The 19,552-nt window shown below is 71.0% G+C and carries 15 protein-coding genes; 8 read left to right on the top strand and 7 right to left on the bottom strand.

The window, feature by feature from the left end; all coding sequences use genetic code 11:
* Nucleotides 1-14: 14 nt before the first annotated feature.
* The 7 genes from CA12_RS20320 to nusA all read right to left on the bottom strand — a co-directional run bounded on the left by CA12_RS20320 (nucleotide 15) and on the right by nusA (nucleotide 10,700).
* Nucleotides 15-347, bottom strand: coding sequence for a hypothetical protein (locus CA12_RS20320; RefSeq protein ID WP_145360953.1), 333 nt, complete (start codon nucleotides 345-347; stop codon nucleotides 15-17).
* A complete protein-coding gene (locus CA12_RS20315; protein WP_145360952.1) occupies nucleotides 344-1,099 on the bottom strand; it encodes a YebC/PmpR family DNA-binding transcriptional regulator in 756 nt (251 codons plus the stop codon). The genes CA12_RS20320 and CA12_RS20315 overlap by 4 nt, the downstream gene beginning before the upstream one ends.
* A gap of 107 nt (nucleotides 1,100-1,206) precedes the next feature.
* Complete coding sequence (locus CA12_RS20310) at nucleotides 1,207-3,513, bottom strand: tetratricopeptide repeat protein (protein ID WP_145360951.1); 2,307 nt, start codon at nucleotides 3,511-3,513, stop codon at nucleotides 1,207-1,209.
* A 29-nt stretch (nucleotides 3,514-3,542) separates the two neighbouring features.
* Nucleotides 3,543-4,541: a hypothetical protein gene (locus CA12_RS22295; protein WP_165700895.1), complete on the bottom strand. Its 999-nt coding sequence runs from the start codon at nucleotides 4,539-4,541 to the stop codon at nucleotides 3,543-3,545.
* A gap of 92 nt (nucleotides 4,542-4,633) precedes the next feature.
* Nucleotides 4,634-5,338, bottom strand: coding sequence for a 30S ribosome-binding factor RbfA (rbfA, locus tag CA12_RS20300; RefSeq protein WP_165700894.1), 705 nt, complete (start codon nucleotides 5,336-5,338; stop codon nucleotides 4,634-4,636).
* 87 nt (nucleotides 5,339-5,425) lie between these two features.
* Nucleotides 5,426-8,677 (bottom strand): translation initiation factor IF-2, encoded by a 3,252-nt coding sequence (infB, locus tag CA12_RS20295; protein ID WP_207622054.1) that lies wholly within the window; start codon nucleotides 8,675-8,677, stop codon nucleotides 5,426-5,428.
* 196 nt (nucleotides 8,678-8,873) lie between these two features.
* Nucleotides 8,874-10,700, bottom strand: a complete 1,827-nt coding sequence (gene nusA, locus CA12_RS20290; protein ID WP_145360949.1) for a transcription termination factor NusA — start codon at nucleotides 10,698-10,700, stop codon at nucleotides 8,874-8,876.
* 591 nt (nucleotides 10,701-11,291) lie between these two features.
* Between nusA and CA12_RS20285 the strand changes: the two genes are divergently transcribed.
* From CA12_RS20285 to CA12_RS20260, 8 genes are all read left to right on the top strand, one after another.
* The gene (locus CA12_RS20285) at nucleotides 11,292-12,836 is read left to right on the top strand and encodes a tetratricopeptide repeat protein (protein ID WP_145360948.1); all 1,545 of its coding nucleotides are present in this window, start codon (nucleotides 11,292-11,294) and stop codon (nucleotides 12,834-12,836) included.
* A gap of 94 nt (nucleotides 12,837-12,930) precedes the next feature.
* Nucleotides 12,931-13,149 (top strand): hypothetical protein, encoded by a 219-nt coding sequence (locus tag CA12_RS20280; protein ID WP_145360947.1) that lies wholly within the window; start codon nucleotides 12,931-12,933, stop codon nucleotides 13,147-13,149.
* Nucleotides 13,150-13,210: 61 nt separating this feature from the next.
* Nucleotides 13,211-13,354 carry a hypothetical protein gene (locus tag CA12_RS22290; RefSeq protein ID WP_165700893.1) on the top strand — a complete coding sequence of 48 codons (144 nt, stop codon included), beginning with the start codon at nucleotides 13,211-13,213 and terminating at the stop codon, nucleotides 13,352-13,354.
* A gap of 173 nt (nucleotides 13,355-13,527) precedes the next feature.
* Entirely contained in the window at nucleotides 13,528-13,704 is a 177-nt protein-coding gene (locus CA12_RS22285; protein ID WP_165700892.1) for a hypothetical protein, read from the top strand.
* A 277-nt stretch (nucleotides 13,705-13,981) separates the two neighbouring features.
* Nucleotides 13,982-15,955 (top strand): tRNA uridine-5-carboxymethylaminomethyl(34) synthesis enzyme MnmG, encoded by a 1,974-nt coding sequence (mnmG, locus tag CA12_RS20275; protein WP_145360946.1) that lies wholly within the window; start codon nucleotides 13,982-13,984, stop codon nucleotides 15,953-15,955.
* A gap of 379 nt (nucleotides 15,956-16,334) precedes the next feature.
* Nucleotides 16,335-16,913, top strand: a complete 579-nt coding sequence (locus CA12_RS20270) for a response regulator (protein ID WP_145360945.1) — start codon at nucleotides 16,335-16,337, stop codon at nucleotides 16,911-16,913.
* An 85-nt stretch (nucleotides 16,914-16,998) separates the two neighbouring features.
* A complete protein-coding gene (locus CA12_RS20265; protein ID WP_145360944.1) occupies nucleotides 16,999-17,715 on the top strand; it encodes a sensor histidine kinase in 717 nt (238 codons plus the stop codon).
* Nucleotides 17,712-19,499, top strand: coding sequence for a Na+/H+ antiporter NhaC family protein (locus CA12_RS20260; RefSeq protein WP_145360943.1), 1,788 nt, complete (start codon nucleotides 17,712-17,714; stop codon nucleotides 19,497-19,499). Before CA12_RS20265 ends, CA12_RS20260 begins: the two co-directional genes overlap by 4 nt.
* The last annotated feature ends 53 nt before the right edge of the window (nucleotides 19,500-19,552 follow it).

Genomic DNA, 19,552 nt, shown 5'->3' with positions numbered 1-19,552 from the left:
ACAACCGACGCGGTTCAGCCGGCCAGGGCCGCGTCGTCCGGTTCGACCGCGGCGCCCTCCAGTCGGGCAATGCGGTCGTGGGCGTGGGCGAGCAGCAGAAACGCCAGCGGCGTCGCGAACGGCCTGAGCAGAACCGTCGCCTCCAGCGTGAGGAACGGCACGGGCGAGTTCGGCGCCACCAGCGCGCCGCCCAGGAACAGCCCGAGCGGCCAGGCGAGCAGCGTGTAGGCCAGCAGCCCCGCCGCCGTCGCCTCGGCCCGCACGCCGTCCGCGAATCGCCACGCCGCCGACAGTAGCGTCCCGAGCGTCAGGTCGGTCGGCCCGTCCGCCAAGGCGGCGGCACTCACCCGACTTCGTAGCCGTCGGGCAGGTTGAAGTTCGCGGAGACAGATTGGACGTCGTCGTGGTCCTCCAATTCCTCCATCAACCGCAGCACCTGGCCGGCGGTGTCGGCGTCGAGGTCGATGTAGTTCTGCGGCACGCGAGTTACTTCCGCGTTGTCCGGCTCGATGCCGGCTTCGCTCAGGGCGGCGGCGACGGCGTCGAAGTCGGCCGGCGGGCAGAGGACCTCGAACACCGCCTCCTCGCCGCTGCCCTCGCGCTTCACGTCCTCGGCGCCGGCTTCGAGGGCGACTTCGAACAGCGTCTCCTCGTCCGTCGCCGAGGCGGGGATCGTGAACACCCCCTTCTGATCGAACAGGTAAGCCACGCAGCCGGTCGTGCCGAGGCTGCCGCCGAAGCGGTCGAAGGCCTTGCGGATCTCGCCTGCGGTCCGGTTGCGGTTGTCCGTGAGGATCTCGCACAGCACCGCGACGCCGCCGGGGGCGTAGCCCTCGTAGACTACCTCGTCGAAGCTCTCGCCGGTGCCGAGTTCCCCGGCGCCCTTCTTGACGGCCCGCTCGATGTTGTCCTTGGGCATCGACACGGCCTTCGCCTTGTCGATCGCGTACCGCAGCCGGAGGTTCATGTCCGGGTCCGCCCCGCCGCTGCGGGCGGCGACGATGATCAGCCGGCTCAACTTGCCGAACAGCTTGCCCCGCTTCTTATCCACGGCCCCCTTGGATCGTTGGATATTCGCCCAGTGGGAGTGGCCGGCCATTTCAGAGAGGGAGGTCGAAAGCGGAACGTCGAACGGGGGGCGGGGCAGGATAACGGCGGGCGGCCGCGTTAGCCGCTCTCTTGAAGAGAGCGGCTCACTCAAACGCGTCACTCGCGACCCAGCTTCTTCTTGAGGGAGCGGATCAGCTCCTCGTCCTTCTCCTCCGCGGTGTTCGCCCGCTGGAGGGCCGCCTTCCAGGCGTCGCGGGCCTGCTGCGGTTCGTTGAGCGCGGCCCACAGGTCGCCGAGGTGGCTCCAGATCGTGCCGTCGCCCTCCTGACCGCGTTCGACGGAAAGCTTCCCGGCCCGCTCCAGCGGCTCCCGGGCCTCCTGCGGCTTGCCGCGTTTCAGCAGCACCCAGCCGAGCGAATCGAGGTAGGCGGCGTTGTCCGGCTCCGCGGCGACCGCGGCCCGGATCATCCGCTCCGCCCGCGGCAGGTTCATCCCGCGATCCGCCCACAGGTAACCGAGGTCATTCAGCGTCCCCGGATCGTCCGGCGTGAGCCGCAGTTGCTCCTCGAGCAGGCCGGCGCCGCGTTCGAAGTCGCCCTTGCGAACCAGCAGGGCGGAGAGGAGCGAACGCACCTGTTTGCCGAGCTCCCCGCCGCCGTCCGGCAGCGGCTCGGCGAGCTTCAGCGCCCGTTCCAGTTCCTCCTCCGCCGCGTCGGAATCGCCGTCGACGAAGCGGGCGATCCCGGCCTGGTAGGCGAAGAACGGATTTTTCGGGGTGAGCGCCTCGGCCTTTCGGAGGGTCTCGACGGCGGCGTCGGTGTCGCCGGCCTGCCGGTGGAGTTGGGCGCGGATCGTCAGGAACTCCGCCCGGCGGGCGCCGAGGTCCGGGTCGTCCAGCCCCGCGTCCGCCAGCGCCTCGTCGGCCACGGCCGCGGCCCGTTCGTCCTGTTCCAAGTCGTTCAGCACGCTGATGAGGGTGAGGTACGCGTCGAACCGCCGGCTGCGTTCCCGCTCCAAGGCGCTGCGGAGGCCGGCTTCGACCTCTTCCGCCCGACCGGCGCTCGCGGCGAGTTGGGCCCGGGTGATCTCCCTGGCGCGGGCGACGCCGCCGTCGTCCTGGTCCTTCGGCGTGGGATCGACGACGGGCACGGCCTCCAGCACGGCGTCGCGGAACGTCTCGTTCCGGGCGGCCCGGACGGGTTCGGGGTCGGTGTTGTCGAGCCCCGCGGCCTTCGCCTGAGCGACGGCGTCCAGCCAGCCGACGGCGTCGCCGCGGAGCCGGCGGACCGTGCTCAGCGGCAGCCAGACGGTCGGCTCCTGCTCGACCAGCGCTTCCAGTTCCTCCTCGGCCCGCTCCAGATCGCCGGCGTCGGCCCGGGCGGCGGCGAGGCTCACCGCGACCGCGACGTTCTCCGGGAACTGCTCGTGCAGCGCCGTGAGCCGATCGACGATCTCGCCCTTGCGGTCCAGGTCCTGCAACGCCTTCTGGATCACCAGCGCGGCGGCCGCGATCGCGTCGGAGGCCTCCGCGGGGACGTCGGTCAGCAGGCGGTCGATCTCCGCCAGGGCTTCCGCGGGCTGGTCGGCCGCGATGAGCACGGTGGCCAGTTGCACGCGGGCGGCGGGCTCCTCCGGCGTGTCGAGCACGCTGCCGGGGGCGCCGGCCTCCAGGGTGAGCGCCAGGCGAAACGCCTTCACCGCATCAACGGGCCGGCCGACGCCGGTCAGGATCCGGGCGGCGACCAGCGGGGCGGTGCGGGCGTCGCTCAGCAGGGCGGTGCGGGTGCGGAAGTCCAGGCCGCCCTCGGCGCCGCTCATCAGCGGGAGGAGGCGGCTGTAGGCCTCGGCGGCGTCCTCGAACTGCTGCAAACCGGCGCTGAGCACCGCGTACCCCCGCAGCACCTCGGCGGCCTCCGGCCCGACCTTCGGCAGATCCGGCGAGAGGGCGGCCCGCTTCAGATACTTCTGCGCCCCGGCCGCATCGCCGGCGCCGAGCTTCAATCGGGCCAGCGTCCGGGCGAGTTGCCAGTCGTTCGGCAGGCGATCCGACAGCTCCGCGGCGACCTCCGAACCCAGTTCGTTCCGGCCCAGTTCGAAGGCGACGGCCACCACGGACCGCAACACCTCGGCGGAGTCCGGGGTGAGTTCGCGGGCGGCGAGGAACGCCTCCAACGCAGCCTCCGGCTCGCCGTCGCGGAGCAGGAACTGGCCGGTGAGGAAGTGGGCCGTCGCCTCGACGCCGGCGTCGCCCGCCTCGTCGCGGGTCCGCAGCAGCTCGGCGGGGGCGGCGGGATCGTCGGCCGGGCCGGCGGTCAGGGCCGCGGCGGCCTCCGCCGGGGAGGGCGTCGCGGCGGTCGCCGGAGCCGGATCGGGCAGCGCCTCCTGAGCCCGCAGGCCGGACGCCGCGGAACCGAGGAAGAGCAGGGCCGCGGCCAGCGAGGCGGCGGGGCGAGCGGTCGACATCGGTGCGGCTCCCGGGGGAACGGACGGGGTCAGCTTTTGGCGGACGATTTGGCGGCGCCCTTCGCCGACTTCTTCGCCGCCTTCGCGGGGGATTTTGACGACTTCGCTGCCGTCTTGCCCCCGCTCGTTTTCGTCCCGGCCGATTTGGCGTCAGCCGATTTGGCGTCAGCCGATTTGGCCTCTTCGCCCTGGGCGTCGGACGTCTTCGCCGCGTCGTCCGCGTCGTCCGCGTCGTCGGCCGGCGTTTTGGCGGCCTTCGGCTTTGCGGCGGCCTTGGGCTTGGCCGCCTTCTTCTTCGCCGGCGGCAGTCCGGCGGAGGGGTCCGCGAGCGTCTTTTTCAAGCGTGCAGCGGCGTCCGCCGGGTCGTAGCCGCCCTCGGGGATCGACCACTTCTTACCGAACAGGTCCTTGAAGCGTTCGTCCGTGGCGAAGGCCCGCAGCAGGTGATTGAACTCCGGAGCGTCCGCCTTGCGGATGGCGCTCTTGAGGGCGTCGGCGATCGCCTCCTCGTCGATGCCGCCGGTCTCCTCGTCGCCCTCGGCCAGTCCCAGCCAGACCGCCGCCCGCCCGGTCGTGCCGTCCACCGGCACCGCGTGCCCGCTGAGGGCGTGTTGCAGGGTGTACTGGCGGCTGAAGGTGGAGAGGTCGCGGATGCCCTCCAGCGTTTTCTGGGCCTGCTCCAGGGTCTTCTTGCGGATCGGCTCCAGCGTGAAGGTGTAGCCGTCCTCGAACACCGTTTGCAGCACGGTGCGAATCCGGTGCGCCCGTAACTCCGGCCGCGGAAGGCCCTTCAGGGTGGCGGAGATCTCCGCGATCGTCGAGACGCGGATCTCGTTCAGGTCGAAGAAGGCGGTGGTCAGCGACTCGTACGCCTGCTCCGCAGTCTCCAGCGGCAGGTCTTCCAGCAGAACGCTGAAGATCAGCGTTTCCAGCACCGGCCGATCCGCCTCCGGGGGCGGCGGGCCGTATTCTTTCTGCAGCGGCGGGGTAATTGTCTTCGCCAGTTCCTGACGGTCGGACGCCTTCATCAGCGAAGCCTCTTGGTCGGTGGGTGGGCGCGGCGGGCGGGCCGACGGGTGGGGGGAGGGCCCCGACGCCGGCGGCGGGGGCGATCAGCGATCTACGGCGCCGGCGGGCCGGGCTCAGTCGAATCGGAACCGGGCGAATCAGATCCGGTCGAATCAGTGCCGGGCGAACCGGGCTCGGACGAAGCGGGCCTGGCGCCGCCGGCGGGCCGATCGGCCCGCGGCGGCCGGGCGACGGGGGAGGGCGGGGTGTACTCGCCGTCCGGCCGATCCGGCGGCGGGGGCGGCTCCATCGGGGACGTCGGGTCCGGCAGGGCGAACACGTCGCGGGGCTTGCCGGCGGCGCCGTCCGGGTCCTCGCCGGAGTCCGACGTCTTCCCAGAGTCGGTCGGCCGGTTCGCGGCCTGTTTGAAGTCGAACGGCTCGGGGGCCGGCGGATCGGGTTCGGCGAGGCTGCGGCCGGTCGCCTGCTGCAACGAGCGGCTGATCTCGATGCTCCGTTTCACCCCGCCGTCCGCCAGGAACGTGAGCACCGGCGTGTAGCGGGTGTCCAGACGCTCCGCGATCTTCGCCTGGAAGAACCCCTTGGCGCTGTCCAGCCCCTCCAAGGCCCGCGTTTCCGCCTCTTCGTCGCCGAGCACGGTGACGTAGACCTTGGCGGTGCGGCCGTCCGGGGCGATATCGGCGTCCAGCACCGTCACGCCCCGCACCCGCGGGTCGCGGATGTTGAACAGCACCTGCGTGCTGACCACCTCCCGGATCGCCCGGTTCAGCTTTGCCAGTTTACGAGACTTCGCCAACGCGGGGGGGAGGGGGTGGAAAGAGGTGGTAGAGGGAGGATCTGAACGCGGAGGCCCGGCCGGGCCTTCACGCAACGGAAGTAAGACTTACCGGCCGCGACGGCCGCGGAACTGCCGCACGACCGGTTTGGGCGCGTCCGGGTTCTCCGGGGCGTCCTCGCCGAGGGCCTCCGCCTCCAATGCGGCCAGTTCGCGGGCCTGTTCCGCGGCTTTCGCCTCGGCCTCGGCCTGTTCGAGCGTCCGCTTCACCTCCTCGACGCGGTAGGCCTCCAGCAGGTCGCCCTCGCGGACGTCGTTGAACCGCTTCAGCCGGATGCCGCACTCGAAGCCCTCGCGGATCTCCTTCACGTCGTCCTTCTCGCGGCGGAGCGAGGCGATGTCGTAGTCCCCGATGATCTCCTGATCGCGGACCACGCGGCAGCGGTGGTCCCGGGCGATCGTGCCGCCCAACACCCGGCAACCGGCGATCGTGCCGAACTTGCTGGTCTTGAAGGTGGCCAACACCAAGGCGCGACCGGTGGGAATCTCCCGCTGCTCCGGCTTGAGCAAGCCTTCCAGCTCGCTGCGGATGTCGTCGATCACCTCGTAGATGATCTGGTAGTCGCGGATCTCCACGCCTTCCTGATCGGCGAGCTGCTCCGCCCGCGGGTCGGTCTCGGTGTGGAAGGCGATGATCACCGCCGCGGCAGTGTCGGCCAGACGCACGTCCGACTCGTTGACCGGGCCGACGCCGCTGTGCTTGAGCCGCACGCGGACCTCGGGGTTGTCCAGGTTCAGCAGCTCGGCCTTGAGGGCCTGCAGGGAGCCCGGGGTGTCGGCCTTGAGGATCAGGGGCAGGTCGGTCGTTTCCGCCTCGCCGCGAGCGGCGGCCATGATCTCGTCGAAGGTCTGCGGGCGCTGGTTCATGCTGGCCAGCTCCTCGCTGCGACCGGCGAACTTGCGTTGCTCGGCCAGCTCGCGGGCGTCCTCGAGGCTCTTCAACACGAAGAAGTGAGCGCCGGCCGCGGGCACCTCGTCCAGGCCCGACACCTTCACCGGCATGCTGGGGCCGGCCTTCTTGATCGGGTTGTCGCGGTCGTCGTACATCGCCCGGACCTTGCCGTAGGCGCTGCCGCACAGAACCACGTCGCCGACCTTCAGCGTGCCGTTCTGGACGATGAACCAGCTCACCGGCCCGCGGCCCTCGTTGCGGAAGGCCTCCAGACAGGTGCCGACCGCGTCGCGGTCCGGGTTCGCCTTGTACTCGTTCAGTTCGGCCGTGAGCTGGATCGTCTCCAGCAGTTCGTCCAGGCCCTGACCGGTCTCGCCGGAGGTGCGGACGACTTCCACGTCGCCGCCCCACTCCGCCGGGAGCACGTTCTGCTGGGCGAGGCCCTGCAGGGTTTTCTGCTCGTCGACGCCGGGCAGGTCGATCTTGTTGAGGGCGACAATCATCGGCACCTCCGCCGCTTTGGCGTGGGAGATGGCCTCCTCGGTCTGCGGCATCACGCCGTCGTCGGCGGCGACGACGAGGATCACAAGGTCCGTGACGTTCGCCCCGCGGGCCCGCATCTCGCCGAAGGCGGCGTGACCGGGGGTGTCCACGAAGGTGACCGCCTTGCCGTTGTGCATCACCTGGTAAGCGGCGATGTGCTGGGTGATCCCACCGGCCTCACCGGCGGCGGTGTTCCCGCTGCGGAGCCGGTCGACCATCGTCGTTTTGCCGTGGTCGACGTGGCCGAGGATCGTGACGACCGGCGGCCGGAGGGCCAGGCCCGCTTCGTCCTCGTCGATCTCGAGGAGTTCTTCGAGCTCCGCCTCCAGGTCGCGACCGCTCTTGATCTCGAGTTCCACGCCGAGTTCCAGCGCGATCTCCAGCGCCTCCTCCTCGGTGAGGGAATCGTTCATCGTGGCCATGCGGCCGGCCTTGAACAGCACCTGGAGGATGCTGTTCGCCGGGCGGCCCATGCCTTCGGAAAGGCTGCGGACCGTGATCGGCGCCTCGACGACGGCTTCGTTCCCGTACTCGACCGGACCCTTGCTGCGGCTGCGACCGCGGCGACGCATGCCGGGCGGGAAGCCGCCGCCGGGACGGGGACGACGCCGACGGCGCTGGTCCTCGACCCGCTTGAGCTGTTCGATCCGGCGCTGTTCCAGCAGGCTCTTGGCGTCGGCCTTACCGGCGACGCCCCGGCTGAGGGCGCTCTTCCGCTGGCCGGTGGCAATGCCGCGAACGTGCTGGGACAGCGGGCTCTCGCCGCCCATCATCGCGGCGGTCAGTTTGACGTCCGGCTTCTGGGCCTTCGGCTCGTCGGGAGCCTTGCCTTTCCCCTTGCTGCCGGGACGCACCGGCGAGGGCGGCTCCGGCGGGGCGGCGACCGCCGGGCGGGCGATCTGCGGGCGCTTCTTCTCGCGCTGCTTTTTGGTGGTCTGGACGACGCCGATCGCCGTCATCTCCCGCGGCCCGCCGGCCCGCATGCGGTCGCGGAGGGAGCCGGCCGCCTTGACGGGCCGCTGCGGGGCGGCGGAGTTGGCCGGTTCGTCGGCGGACGCCTTCGTGGCCGGCGGAGTCGCCGGGGAGGCCGGGGCGGGCTTGGCCGCCGGGGCCTCAGCCGCGGGGCGGGCGCTCTCGGCGACGGCGGCGGGCAGGGGCTTGTCAGGCCGCTGGGCCGGCTGCGCGGCGGGGGCGGGCTTGGCGGACGTCGACGGGGCGGGGGGCGCCGCCGGTTTGGCGACCGGCGGGGGCGTCGGGGCGGCGCCGGCGGGCTTCGCCGCCGGCTTCGCGGGACCGCCGGCGCCCAGCGTCCGGACGGAACGGCCGCCGCCGGAGACCGGACGAACGGGTCGCATCGCGGCGATTCGCTCCGCACGGGTCTGCGGCCGCTGCGGATCCTGAGACTTGGCGGACGGTTCCTCCGCGGCGGGCTCAGCCGGTTGCGCCTCCGCCTCGACTTGCGGCGCCGATTCCAGTTCCAGCTCGGGGGCGGCTTCCTCCACCGCGACCGGTTCGGGTTCCGGCTCCGGCTCGGGATGGTCGGCGACGTCGGTCCGACGTTCGTTCTTGGCAGGGCCGCCGACGGTGCGAATCTTCGTCTCGACCGGGCGCTGCGGGCGGACCGGGGCCGCTGCCGCGGGCTTGGGGGGTTCCGGGGCTTTCTTGGCGGCTTTCTTCGCCGCCTTGCCGTTGGACCCCGCCCCGCCTTCGCCGCTGATATGAGCGAGGATCACGTCCCGCTCCGCTTCGGACACGCTGGCCAGCGCGTTGTTCTTCACCTTCACGCCGGCCTCCGCCGCGTGTTCGAAGAGTTCCTTGCTGTCCATCCCCAGCTCTTTGGCCAGGGCGAAAATCCGAACCTTCAAGACGGCCTCTCGAAAACACACTGGGGAAAATCGGGCGATCGGCGGCCCGGCGGGCGGGCGATCGCGGGCGGGATGAGGCGACGCGGGGCGGCCGCGGGGGGCGGCGACCTGATCTGACGCGGGGGCCTCACCCCCCGCCGATCCTACGCGACCGGACGACGCCGGTCAGACGACATTTTGCCGTCGGGACAGGAAGTCACACGGGTTCTCCCGCCGGCGTCTCCTCCTCGACCGACAGCACGCCGTCGGAGGAGGGGGCGGCGTCGTCCGCGTGCGGACGGGCCTGGTCGGGGGTCACGCCGGCTGAGCCGGAGTTCTTGTCGTCGATCGGGGCGGCCCCGGCGAGATCGGGGTCCACGCCGGGGGCGTCTGACGGGGGCGGGGCGATTTCGTCCGCGGCGGTCTGGTCGAGCGCCGCTTCCTCCGCGTCGGCCGGGGCGACTGCGGCATCGCCGACGGCAACCGGGGCGTTCGTCAGGTTCGCGGTGAGCGAGTCCTCGCCAGCCTCGTCGGCTTCGAGCGGGTCGGCGGATTCGTGCGGCGGGCCCATACGGGGGCCGTCCAAGGCGTCCTCGCGCGCCGTGGCGGCGTTCGCCTCGCCCTCGGCGGTCGGGGCTTCCGCGGCGTCCTCGGCCATCGCCTCGGCGACTTCGGGGTCCGGCATCTCAGCGGGGCCGTCGGCCTCGCCGTCGTTCGGGACCGCCGCCAGGGCGGCGGCGTTGGCCGCCGCGGCGTTCGTCGACACTTCGCCGGTTTGGGCTTCGGCGGCCCGGGCGGCGTCCGTGCGACGCTTCAGGTCGTCCTCCGTCATGCCCATCGCCCGCAACTGCCGACGGCGTTCGCGGGCCATCTTCTCCTCAGCCTCCTGCCGGGCGCTCTCCTCGTCGGCGAAGGCCACGATCGCGTCGCAGCTTTCCGCGTCCAGGCCGCTGATCTCCTGCAGCGCGTCCGGCTCGATGATGCTGAGTTCGTCGAACGTGAAGAAGCCCTGGGCGACGAGGTTCTCGGCGAGATCCTCGTCCATCTGCGGGATGCGGGTGAACTGGGCGACGCTCTCGGCGATCTGGGCGTCGAGCTTTTCGGGGGTCATCACCTGAATGTCCCAGCCGACCAGCTTGGAGGCCAGCCGCACGTTCTGCCCCTTGCGGCCGATGGCGAGGGACAGGTTGTCCTCTTCCACCAGGACGATGACCTTGCCCAACTGCGGGCAGAGGATGACGTCTTCCACCTCGGCCGGCTGCAGGGCGTTGGGGACGAGGACCCGCAGGCTGTCGTTCCAGCGGATGATGTCGATTCGCTCGCCGGCGAGTTCGTCGACGACGTTGCGGATGCGGGCCCCGCGAACGCCGACACAGGCGCCGACCGGGTCGACCTTCGGGTCGTGGCAGGTGACGGCGACCTTGGAGCGGTAGCCGGCCTCGCGGGAGAGGCTGCGGACCTCGATGGTGCCCTCGGAGACTTCGGGAATCTCCAGTTCGAACAGGCGGCGAACCAGTTCGGGGTGGGTGCGGGAGAGGATGATCTTGACCCGGCTGCCCTGCTTGCGGACGTCCATCACGACGGCCCGAACGCGTTCGTTGACGTTGTGCGTCTCGCCGGGGATCTGCTCGCTGCGGGGCAGGATCGCCTCGGTTTTGCCGAGGTTGGTGAGGACGGTGCCGCCGGGCTCCACCTTGGTGATGGTGCCGCTAATGATCTCGCCGCGCTGGGCGGTGAACTCGTCGAAGAGGGCGTCGCGTTCGGCTTCGCGGATCTTCTGGATCATCACCTGCTTGGCGGTCTGGGCCGCGATGCGGCCGAGCAGATCGCCGATGTCGTCGCTGGAGAGCGGGTTGCCGTTGACGGAAGCGTCCGGCTCGCCGGTTTCGCGGTCGATGGAGACCTGCACCTCGGCGTCCTCGCCGAAGACTTTCAGCGCCGCCTGCGTAATCGCGGCTTCGATGCCCTCATAGACGATCTCCGCGTCAATGTTGCGGTCAAGGCTGATCGCGCCGGCGATCCGCTTGATCTCGTTGATCTTCATCGAGGAGGTCGGGCAGCGAGCGTTGTGACGTCGGCCCCGCTGGGGAGGGGGGCCCGGTGACGGGGGTGTGAAAACAAAAAGGCGGGCCGAAGCCCGCCCAAGGCCCCGCACCTGACGGGGCGCCGAGGTTCCCGGCGGGGGTCGTCCAGCCCTCAGGGAGGGCGTAGACGACGTGAGCCAGGGTTCGGGGCGCGGCGCTTACATGGGCGGCGAACCGGGGGAGGTACGCGAAACGGGGCGGGGGAGGCGGCAGGGCCGGTCCGGCATTGTCGTCCTCGCGGGCGGGGCGTCAACGGAGCGGACCGAACATCGCCGACGCGACCGGCAAAAAGCGACGGCCGAGCCCGACCGGACTCCGGACCGATCGGGTGGCAGCGACGGTATGGACGCCGCGGCGCAGCGTCAACCGGCGTCGGCGCTGCGTCCGACGGTGCGGGAACGCGATCACCCGTACTCCGGGGGCGCCCGGATCGATCCGCCCCGCCCCGTCTCCTGCCGGGTCGGCGCTGTCGCTACTCTCCGCAGATCCGGCACGACCGCGCCCCTCGGTCCGCCCCCGCCGCTCCCGTTTCCCATCCTGGTTCCGCAGTCATGCTCCGGCGTCGTCCCGCCCGCCCCGCCCGTTCCGACTCCGCTCGTTCGTCGAGCGGGCGGTCGCTCCGCAAGCTGGCGCCGCTCGCGGCGCTCGCCGCGGGCCTGCTCGCCGCGGACACCGCGTCGGCCCAGGTGTTCCGTCGGAACCAACCCCAGCGGACGACGCCGCGGGTCTCGGAGGCCCCCGCTCCCGCTCAGCAGGGCGGCGCCCCGGCCGCCGACGCCGTGGCTCGTGCGGAGCAGAAGTACCGCGCCGGCGATTATGACGGCGTCGTGCAGGAGACCGACGCCGCCGTCCGCGAGAACGCCCGCAACCACCAGGCGCTGTACTTCCGCGGCAGCGCCAAGGTGGAGCTGGGCCTGAAGCGGGGCGACACCGAGATGATCCGCGAGGGGATCGCCGACGCCCGCGAGGCGATCAGCCTCGGCGGCCGCACGAACAGTAAGTACTACCTGCCGTACCTGTACGGCATGACGAACCTGGGCATGATCGAGGCCCGCGAGGAACACGCCACGGTCTCCGTCAACACCGCCGACACAGTGCTGGCCCGCGAGGATCTGGACGCCGACACGAAGGGCAACCTGCTGTATCAGCGGGCCCTCGCCAAGCGGTATCTGAAGCAGTACGACGCGGCTGTGGAAGACTTCACCGCCGCGCTGGAGGCGCTGCCGAACCACCTCGCCAGCGCCGCGGAGCGGGCGAACACGATGCAGATCGGCGGCACGCCGGAGCAGGCCCGCGAGGCCTTCGACCAGATGGTCGCCGCCTTCCCGGAGAACCCGCTCGTTTACAACAACCGCGGCATGTACCTGCTGACCCAGCAGGACCTCGAGGGCGCCGTCGCCGACTTCACGCGGGCGCTGGATCGTAATCCCAACTACCACTACGCGCTGACGAACCGCGGCAAGGCGGCGCTGGACCAGGGCGACACCACCGCGGCGATCGCGGACTTCAACCGCAGCCTGCAGGTGAACCCGAACCAACCGGGCGTCTACGGCTTCCGCGGCAACGCCAAACTGTTCGCCGGCGACCTCAGCGGCGCCGTCGCCGATCAGCAGACCGCGGTTCAGCAGGCCCCGACCAACCCCGTCGCCCACAGCGACCTCGGCTTCGTCCTCTTCTTCTCCGGCGATTACGCCGAGGCGCTGGAGCAGTTCGACGCCGCCCTGCGGCTCAACCCCGGCTACCGCCACCTGCACCCGTGGCGCCTGGAAAGCCTGATCGCCCTGAACCGCGACGGCTCCGAGGACCCGGGCGTCACGCTGGCCCTGGACAACGGCGGCAACGGCGTGGACTGGGTCGTCCGCCTGCTCCAGTTCCAACTCGACCGGCTGACGGCGGAGGAACTGCTGGGGAAGATCACCGACGAGGACGAGCGGGCCGCCGCCGCCCAGCGCTGCGAGGCCCACTACTTCATCGGCCGCGACCGGCTGCGGGCCGGCGACGAGTCGGGCGCCCAAGAGGCGTTCCGCGTCGCGGTCGAGACCGACCAGAAGCAGCTCTCCGCCTACCGCGGATCGAAGATCGCGCTCGGCGAGTGAACCCGATGGCCGGATCGGGCCGGAGAGGGGGGCGGTGAGCTGCGGGCGACGCTAGCGTGGCGTCGTCCCGTCCCCCCGCCCCCGAGGTCCCGAGATGCTCCGTTCCCCTCTGCTGACCGCCGCCGCCTTGCTGCTCGCCCCCTGCCTGTTCGTGGGCTGCGAGGACGCGGGAAACGAAGCCCCCGTCGGCGACGCTCCGCCGGCCAACCCGACGCCGGGCGAGATGGAGTCCGGCTCCGAGTTGAACATGGGAGCCGATCCCTCCGTCGAACGGCCCAGCGAAGCCCTTGAGGATGAAGACGGCGGCGTCTGAGCCCGCCGATCGACCGTTCCCCGTTACGTTCCTCGTTCCCCGTCTCCAGGACCCCGCCACGATGCGCCCCCGTCTGTTTGCCGCTGCCTTCGCCCTGCTGCTCGCCCCCTGCCTGATGCTCGGTTGCGGCGACGACGCCAGTGAGCCCTCCGTCGGCGGCGAACCGCCCCCGGCGAGCCCGGAGCCGGGCTCCGAAGGCGTCTGAGGCGCGGCTGCGTCGCCCGGCGAGGCATAGCGCCCGTCGGCCGCCAGCCGACGGTCGTCCCGAACGCGGGGACCAGCCCGAAGCGCTGGGAGCAGCGAACCCGCGTTCGGAGGCGACGCGGCGGACGCGACGTTAGCGTGGCGCCGTTCCACTCTTTGTCCCGAGGTGTTCCAATGATCCGGGCCCGCTTGCTGACCGCCGCCGCCCTGCTGCTCGCCCCCTGCCTGTTCGCGGGCTGCGGCGATTCCGTCCGCGAACCGTCCACCGACCCCACCCCGGTCGGCGGCGAGTCCGATTCGGGCGTGATCGACCCGAACAACCCCGGCTACGACCCCAACAACGAGGTCTGACGGCCGCCACCCGTCCACCGCGGCGAACCCGTCGACGCCCGGGCCGACTCGTCGGCTCGGGCGTTTTTCTTTGAAGCGAGCAGGCTTCCGTCGCGGCCCGTCCGCTTCGCACCGCCGCCTCTCCGGAAGCGAGGCGGAGTAGGATCGAAGCCTGTTGTTTGCCGGTGGGACGGCCCCGTGGGAGGTCCCTGCGAACACTCGGCGAACCCGACGGACCGCCGGCGACTCCGTAGAGTGGTCGCCGCTCCGCTCCGCTTTCGCCCCGCCCCCGTTCGCTATGCCCTCGTCCGCTGTCCATCGCCACGACGTCATCGTGATCGGCGGCGGCCACGCCGGGGTGGAGGCCGCGCTGGCGGCGGCCCGGCTGGGGGCGGACACGCTGCTGCTCTCGATGAGTTGCGACACCGTCGGCGTGATGAGCTGCAATCCGGCGATCGGCGGAGTCGGCAAGGGGCAGATCGTGCGGGAGATCGACGCCCTCGGCGGCCTGATGGGCCGGGCGATCGACGCCACCGGCATTCAGTTCCGCATGCTGAACCAGTCCAAGGGGCCGGCGATGCACAGCCCCCGCGCCCAGGCCGACAAGCAGGACTACCGTCGCTTCGTCAAATTTGCCGTCGAGGACGCGGCGGGCGTGAGCGTCCGGCAGGAGACGGTGGTTGGCTTGGTGATGAGTGAGGAGGAAGGGGGGAGGAGGAACGAAGTCGACGGTGACGCCACCCCTTCCCCATCACCCCTCCCTCATCACCGGATTGCAGGGGTTCGCGTCGCCGACGGCACGGTCTTTCACGCCCCGGCCGTCGTGTTGACGACCGGCACCTTTATGTCCGCGGTAATGCACACCGGCGAGGCGCAGGCGAAGGGCGGCCGGGCGGGGGAGGGGACCACCTCCGGCCTCTCCGGCGCCCTGCGGGAGTTGGGCTTCGAACTGTCCCGGTTCAAGACCGGCACCCCCTGCCGGGTGCACGGCGGGTCGGTCGACTGGGCCGCCTGCGAGCCCCAGCCCGGCGACGCGGACCCGCGGCCGTTTTCGTACCTCACCCACCGCATCGCCCAGCCGCAGGTCGACTGCTACCTCACGGAGACGACCCCCGCCGTCCACGACCTGATCCGGGCGAACCTGCACCGGGCGCCGATGTACTCCGGGCAGATCCACGGGACCGGGCCGCGGTACTGCCCGAGCATCGAGGACAAGGTCGTCCGCTTCGCCGACAAGTCCTCGCACCAGGTGTTCCTCGAGCCGGAGGGCCGCGACACCCGCGAGGTGTATTGCAACGGCATCTCGACCAGTCTGCCGCGGGACGTGCAGGAAGAGCTCGTCCGCGGCATCCGCGGGTTGGAACGGGCCCGCATCACGCGGCTTGGCTACGCCGTCGAGTACGACTTCGCCCCGCCGACGCAGCTCAAAAATACGCTCGAAACGCACCGGGTGCGGGGGCTGTACTTCGCCGGGCAGATCAACGGCACGACCGGCTATGAGGAGGCCGCCGGGCAGGGCCTGCTGGCCGGGGCGAACGCTGCGCTGGCGGTCGCTGGGAAGCCGCCGCTGGCGATCGGTCGGGACGAAGGCTACCTCGGCGTGCTGATCGACGACCTGGTGACGAAGGGGGCGGACGAGCCCTACCGCATGTTTACGAGCCGGGCGGAGCACCGCCTGACGCTCCGGCAGGACAACGCCGACCGCCGCCTCACCCCGCTGGCGGCGGCGATCGGTTTGGTCGGGCCGGAGCGGACGGAGCAACTCGCCCGGCACGAGGCGGAGATCGCCCGCTGCGAGGCGTTTCTCGAAGCGCATCGCATCGAAGGGAAGACGCTCGCCGAGCGGCTGCGGCGGCCGGAGGTCACGTTGGAGTCCTTCGCAGAACTCCCCGAATGGCGGGCGGAGCGATTCGACCCGCGGGCGGCGGAGCAGGCGGCGATCGGCGCCAAGTACGCCGGCTACATCGCCCGGCAGGCCGTGGAGGTGCGGAAGGCGCAGCGGTGGGGGGCGGTCCGCATCCCGGACGGGTTCGACTTCGCCGCCGTCGAACACCTCCGCCACGAAGCCCGGGAGAAGCTCGGCAGCGTGCGGCCGGCGGACGTGGGACAGGCCGGGCGGATCAGCGGCATCACCCCGGCCGACCTGTCCGTGCTGGTTGTCGCGCTGGAGCGTGCCGGCCGCGATGCCGCGGCCGGGGAACGCTCCGTGCCCCTGTATGGGGCGATCGCGACGGACGGGCGGACGCGGTTTTTCGAGCCGGCGCGAAAGTAGGGGATATGTTGATTGCGGGGGTTTTGCGGGTTGTTGACGATCCGGGGGGGCGACGTATGATCGCGGCATCAGTCAAATCGGGCGGAGTCGCCTTGACCGGCGTGATCTTCCCTTCCTAAACCCCCCAAAGCGGCTCCGGGGCCTGTCACCCCCAAACGACAGGGCCCCCCGGGTCCCGGCCCCGCCCGGCATGCCCGACGCTCCCGATCCCCCACGCGACTCGAACGTGCCCGACGACGCTCCCGATACGGGCGGCGGCGGAGCGAACCAGTCTCCCGGCGACGGCGCCTCCCCCGACCCCTCTGATAAGAGGCCCTCTTCCCGGAAGAAGGGGGGGAAGAAGTCCGGCCGTAAATCCCGATCACGGACTGATCTGTCGATGAAGACCGTCTTCACCACCGGCGAAGCCGCCAAAATCTGCAAGGTCTCCCAGCAGACCATCATTCGCTGCTTCGACAGCGGGCAGCTCAAGGGCTTCCGCGTCCCCGGCAGCCGCTTCCGCAGGATCCCTAGGGAGGTCCTGTACAAGTTCATGAAGGAAAACGGCATTCCGACCGACTCGCTGGAAAGCGGGAAGCGGAAGGCCCTGGTGGTGGACGACGACGAATCGCTGGTCGAACTGATCCGCGACGTGCTCGAAGCGGACGGCCGCTTCGACGTGCGGGCCGTCAATAACGGCTTCGACGCCGGCATCACCGTCAAGGAGTACAAGCCGGACGTGATGATCCTGGACATCATGCTCCCGGACATCAACGGGCAGGAGGTCTGCCAGCGGGTCCGCAGCGACTCCAACCTCGACTCCACCCGGATCATCTGCATCTCGGGGATGGTCGAGCGCGAAAAGGTCGCCGACCTGAAGGCCAGCGGCGCCGACGACTTCCTCCACAAGCCGTTCGACGTGGAAACGCTGCTCGAACGCGTCTGCAGCCTGCTCGATATGGAAGCCCCGTCGGCCTGACGCCCGTTCGTCCAGGTTCGTGTGAGCCCGAAGCGCGAGCGAGGGTCTCGGCGTCGCTCCCCTCGCTTGCGCTTCGGGCTCACAGATGACGCCTGACGATTTTGCGAACCGCCTTCGCGACGCCAAACTCGCCGCGATGGCGGAGTTCTGCGCCGGCGCCGGGCACGAGATCAACAACCCCGCCGCCGCGATCCACGGGCGCTGTTCCCTGTTGCTGCGGAACTGCCAGGACCCGGCGTTGGCCCGGGAACTGCGGGTGATCTCGGAGCAGGCCCTCCGCATCCGCGACATGATCGCGGACGCCCTGCTGTTCGCCGACCCGCCGGAGCCGCGGCCGGAGCCGGTCTGGCTGGGCGAGGTCGTCGAAGAGGCGCTGCCCGGCCTGCGGGAGCGCGCCGCTGACTACGGGTGCACGCTGGAGACGGATTGCGCCCCGGTCCCTCTGAATGCTGACCCGGAACAGCTCGCCGTCGTCGTCGCGAGCCTGGCCCGGAACGCCGTCGAAGCCGGAGCCCACCGCTTGCGGCTGCGCGGGCGCTTGAGAGGCGGCAGAGCACTATTGTGGGTGAGCGACGACGGCGCCGGCTTCACGGAGCAGGAGCGCACGCACGCCTTCGACCCCTTCTTCTCCGGCCGGCAGGCGGGGCGGGGGTTGGGCTTCGGGTTGCCGAAGTGCTGGCGCATCGTCACGGTGCACGGCGGCACGCTCGACCTGCGCTCCATTTCCGGCCGGACGGTCTTCCGCGTGAGCCTGCCCGCACTCCCCGCGGACGCCGTCGGCCCCACGCCTGCATCCGCATGACGTTGCGCACCGTCGCGTTACTGCTCGTCGCCCTCGCCGGGACGACGTACGCCGGACCGCTGGCCGCTCAGGAGCCGGAGGCGTCGGCGACGGTCCCCGCAGACGTCGCTGCCCCCGCCGAGGAACTCGACGGCGAGGAACCGGTCGCCGAGGCAGAGCCCGAGGAAACTCCCGCCGCGGAGAAGTACGGCGCCTGGTCGCTGGTCCCGCCGCTGGTGGCGATCGGGCTGGCGATCGTGTTTCGTCAGGTGCTGTTCGCCCTGCTGGCGGGCGTGTACGGGGCGGGGCTGGTGCTCACCGGCGGGGAGCCGCTGTCGGCGTTTCGCGCGATGTGCACGGACTTGATTCAGCCGGCGGCCGTGGACGACTACCACGTCGTCACGCTGCTGTTCACCTTCTTCCTGGGGGCGATGGTCGGGGTGATGACCCGCAGCGGCGGGACCACCGCGCTGGTCAACTGGGTCGGCGGACGGGCGCGCACCCGCGAACGCGGGCAGCTGACGGGCTGGGGGCTGGGGTTCCTGGTCTTCTTCGACGACTACGCCAACATGCTGCTGCTCGGCGGCACGTTGAAGCCGCTGACGGACCGGCTGCGAATCAGTCGCGAAAAGCTGGCCTTCCTGATCGACAGCACTGCCGCCCCGGTCGCCGGGCTGGCGGCGGTCTCCACCTGGGTCGGCGTGGAGATTCAGGCGATCAGCGAGGGCTTCGAGGCGCTGGGGGGGGAGCAGGCGACGTACGCCTACTTCCTCGAAACGATCCCGTATCGCTTCTACCCGATCTACCTGCTGGCGTTCGTGTTCGCGGTCGCCTGGACCGGGCGGGACTTCGGTCCGATGCGACGGGCTGAAGTCCGGGCCGCGACGACCGGGCAACTGACCCGCCCCGGTTCCTCCCCGGCTTCCGCCGACGAGGTCGCCGTCGAGGACGCCCAGCCGAAGCTGATCAACGCCCTCGCACCGATCGCCGTGCTGGTGTTCCTGCTGGCCGCGGTGATGTGGGCGACGGGACTGGAGGCCACCGGCGAGGCCGGTTGGTGGCCGAGCGGGGAGGACAGCTCCGTCCGCTTGGTGGTCGAGAAGGCCGACAGTTTCACCGCCCTGCTGATCGCCTCGCTGGCGGCCTCCCTGACCGCCTGCCTGACGGCCGCGGCGACCGGGGCCCTGAAGATCGGCGGGACGGCCGAGTCGTGGGTCGCCGGGGCCCAGGGGATGTTCCCGGTCGCGGTGATCCTGATCCTCGCCTGGTCCGTCGGGCAGGCGTGCACCGTGCTGGGGACGGGGCCGTATCTGGCCGGCGTGGCGGAGCCGTACCTGTCCGCCCACTGGCTGCCGGCGCTGGGCTTCGTGCTGGCGGCGGCGATCGCATTCAGCATCGGGTCGAGCTGGACGACGATGGCGATCGTGATTCCCCTCCTGATCGAACTCGGCGCCGGCCTGATCGGTTCGCCCGGGGTAGGGATCGCGGCGATCGCCGCCGAACCGGCGATGCTGGGCACGATCGGGGCGGTGCTGGCCGGGGCGATCTTCGGGGACCACTGCTCCCCGATCAGCGACACCACGGTGCTCAGCAGCGCCGCCAGCGGCTGCGATCACCTCGACCACGTCTCCACGCAAATGCCCTACGCGGCGACGGTCGGGCTGATCGCACTGGCCTGCGGCTACGTCCCCGTCGGCTTCGGCGTGCCGGCATGGATCTGCCTGCCGATCGGATTGGCGGTCTGCGTCGCCGTGGTCCGCCTCGTCGGGCGGCCGGTGACCGCGGGTCTGACGAACGACGCCTGACCTACGACGAATGTCGAACGGGCGCGGTCCCGTTAGGCTCTGACCTCGCCAAT

The organism is Alienimonas californiensis, from assembly GCF_007743815.1.
In the GTDB taxonomy this organism is placed as follows: Bacteria; Planctomycetota; Planctomycetia; order Planctomycetales; family Planctomycetaceae; genus Alienimonas; species Alienimonas californiensis.
The sequence above is the reverse complement of the archived record's forward strand: the minus strand, read 5'-3'. Positions and strand labels throughout refer to the sequence as shown.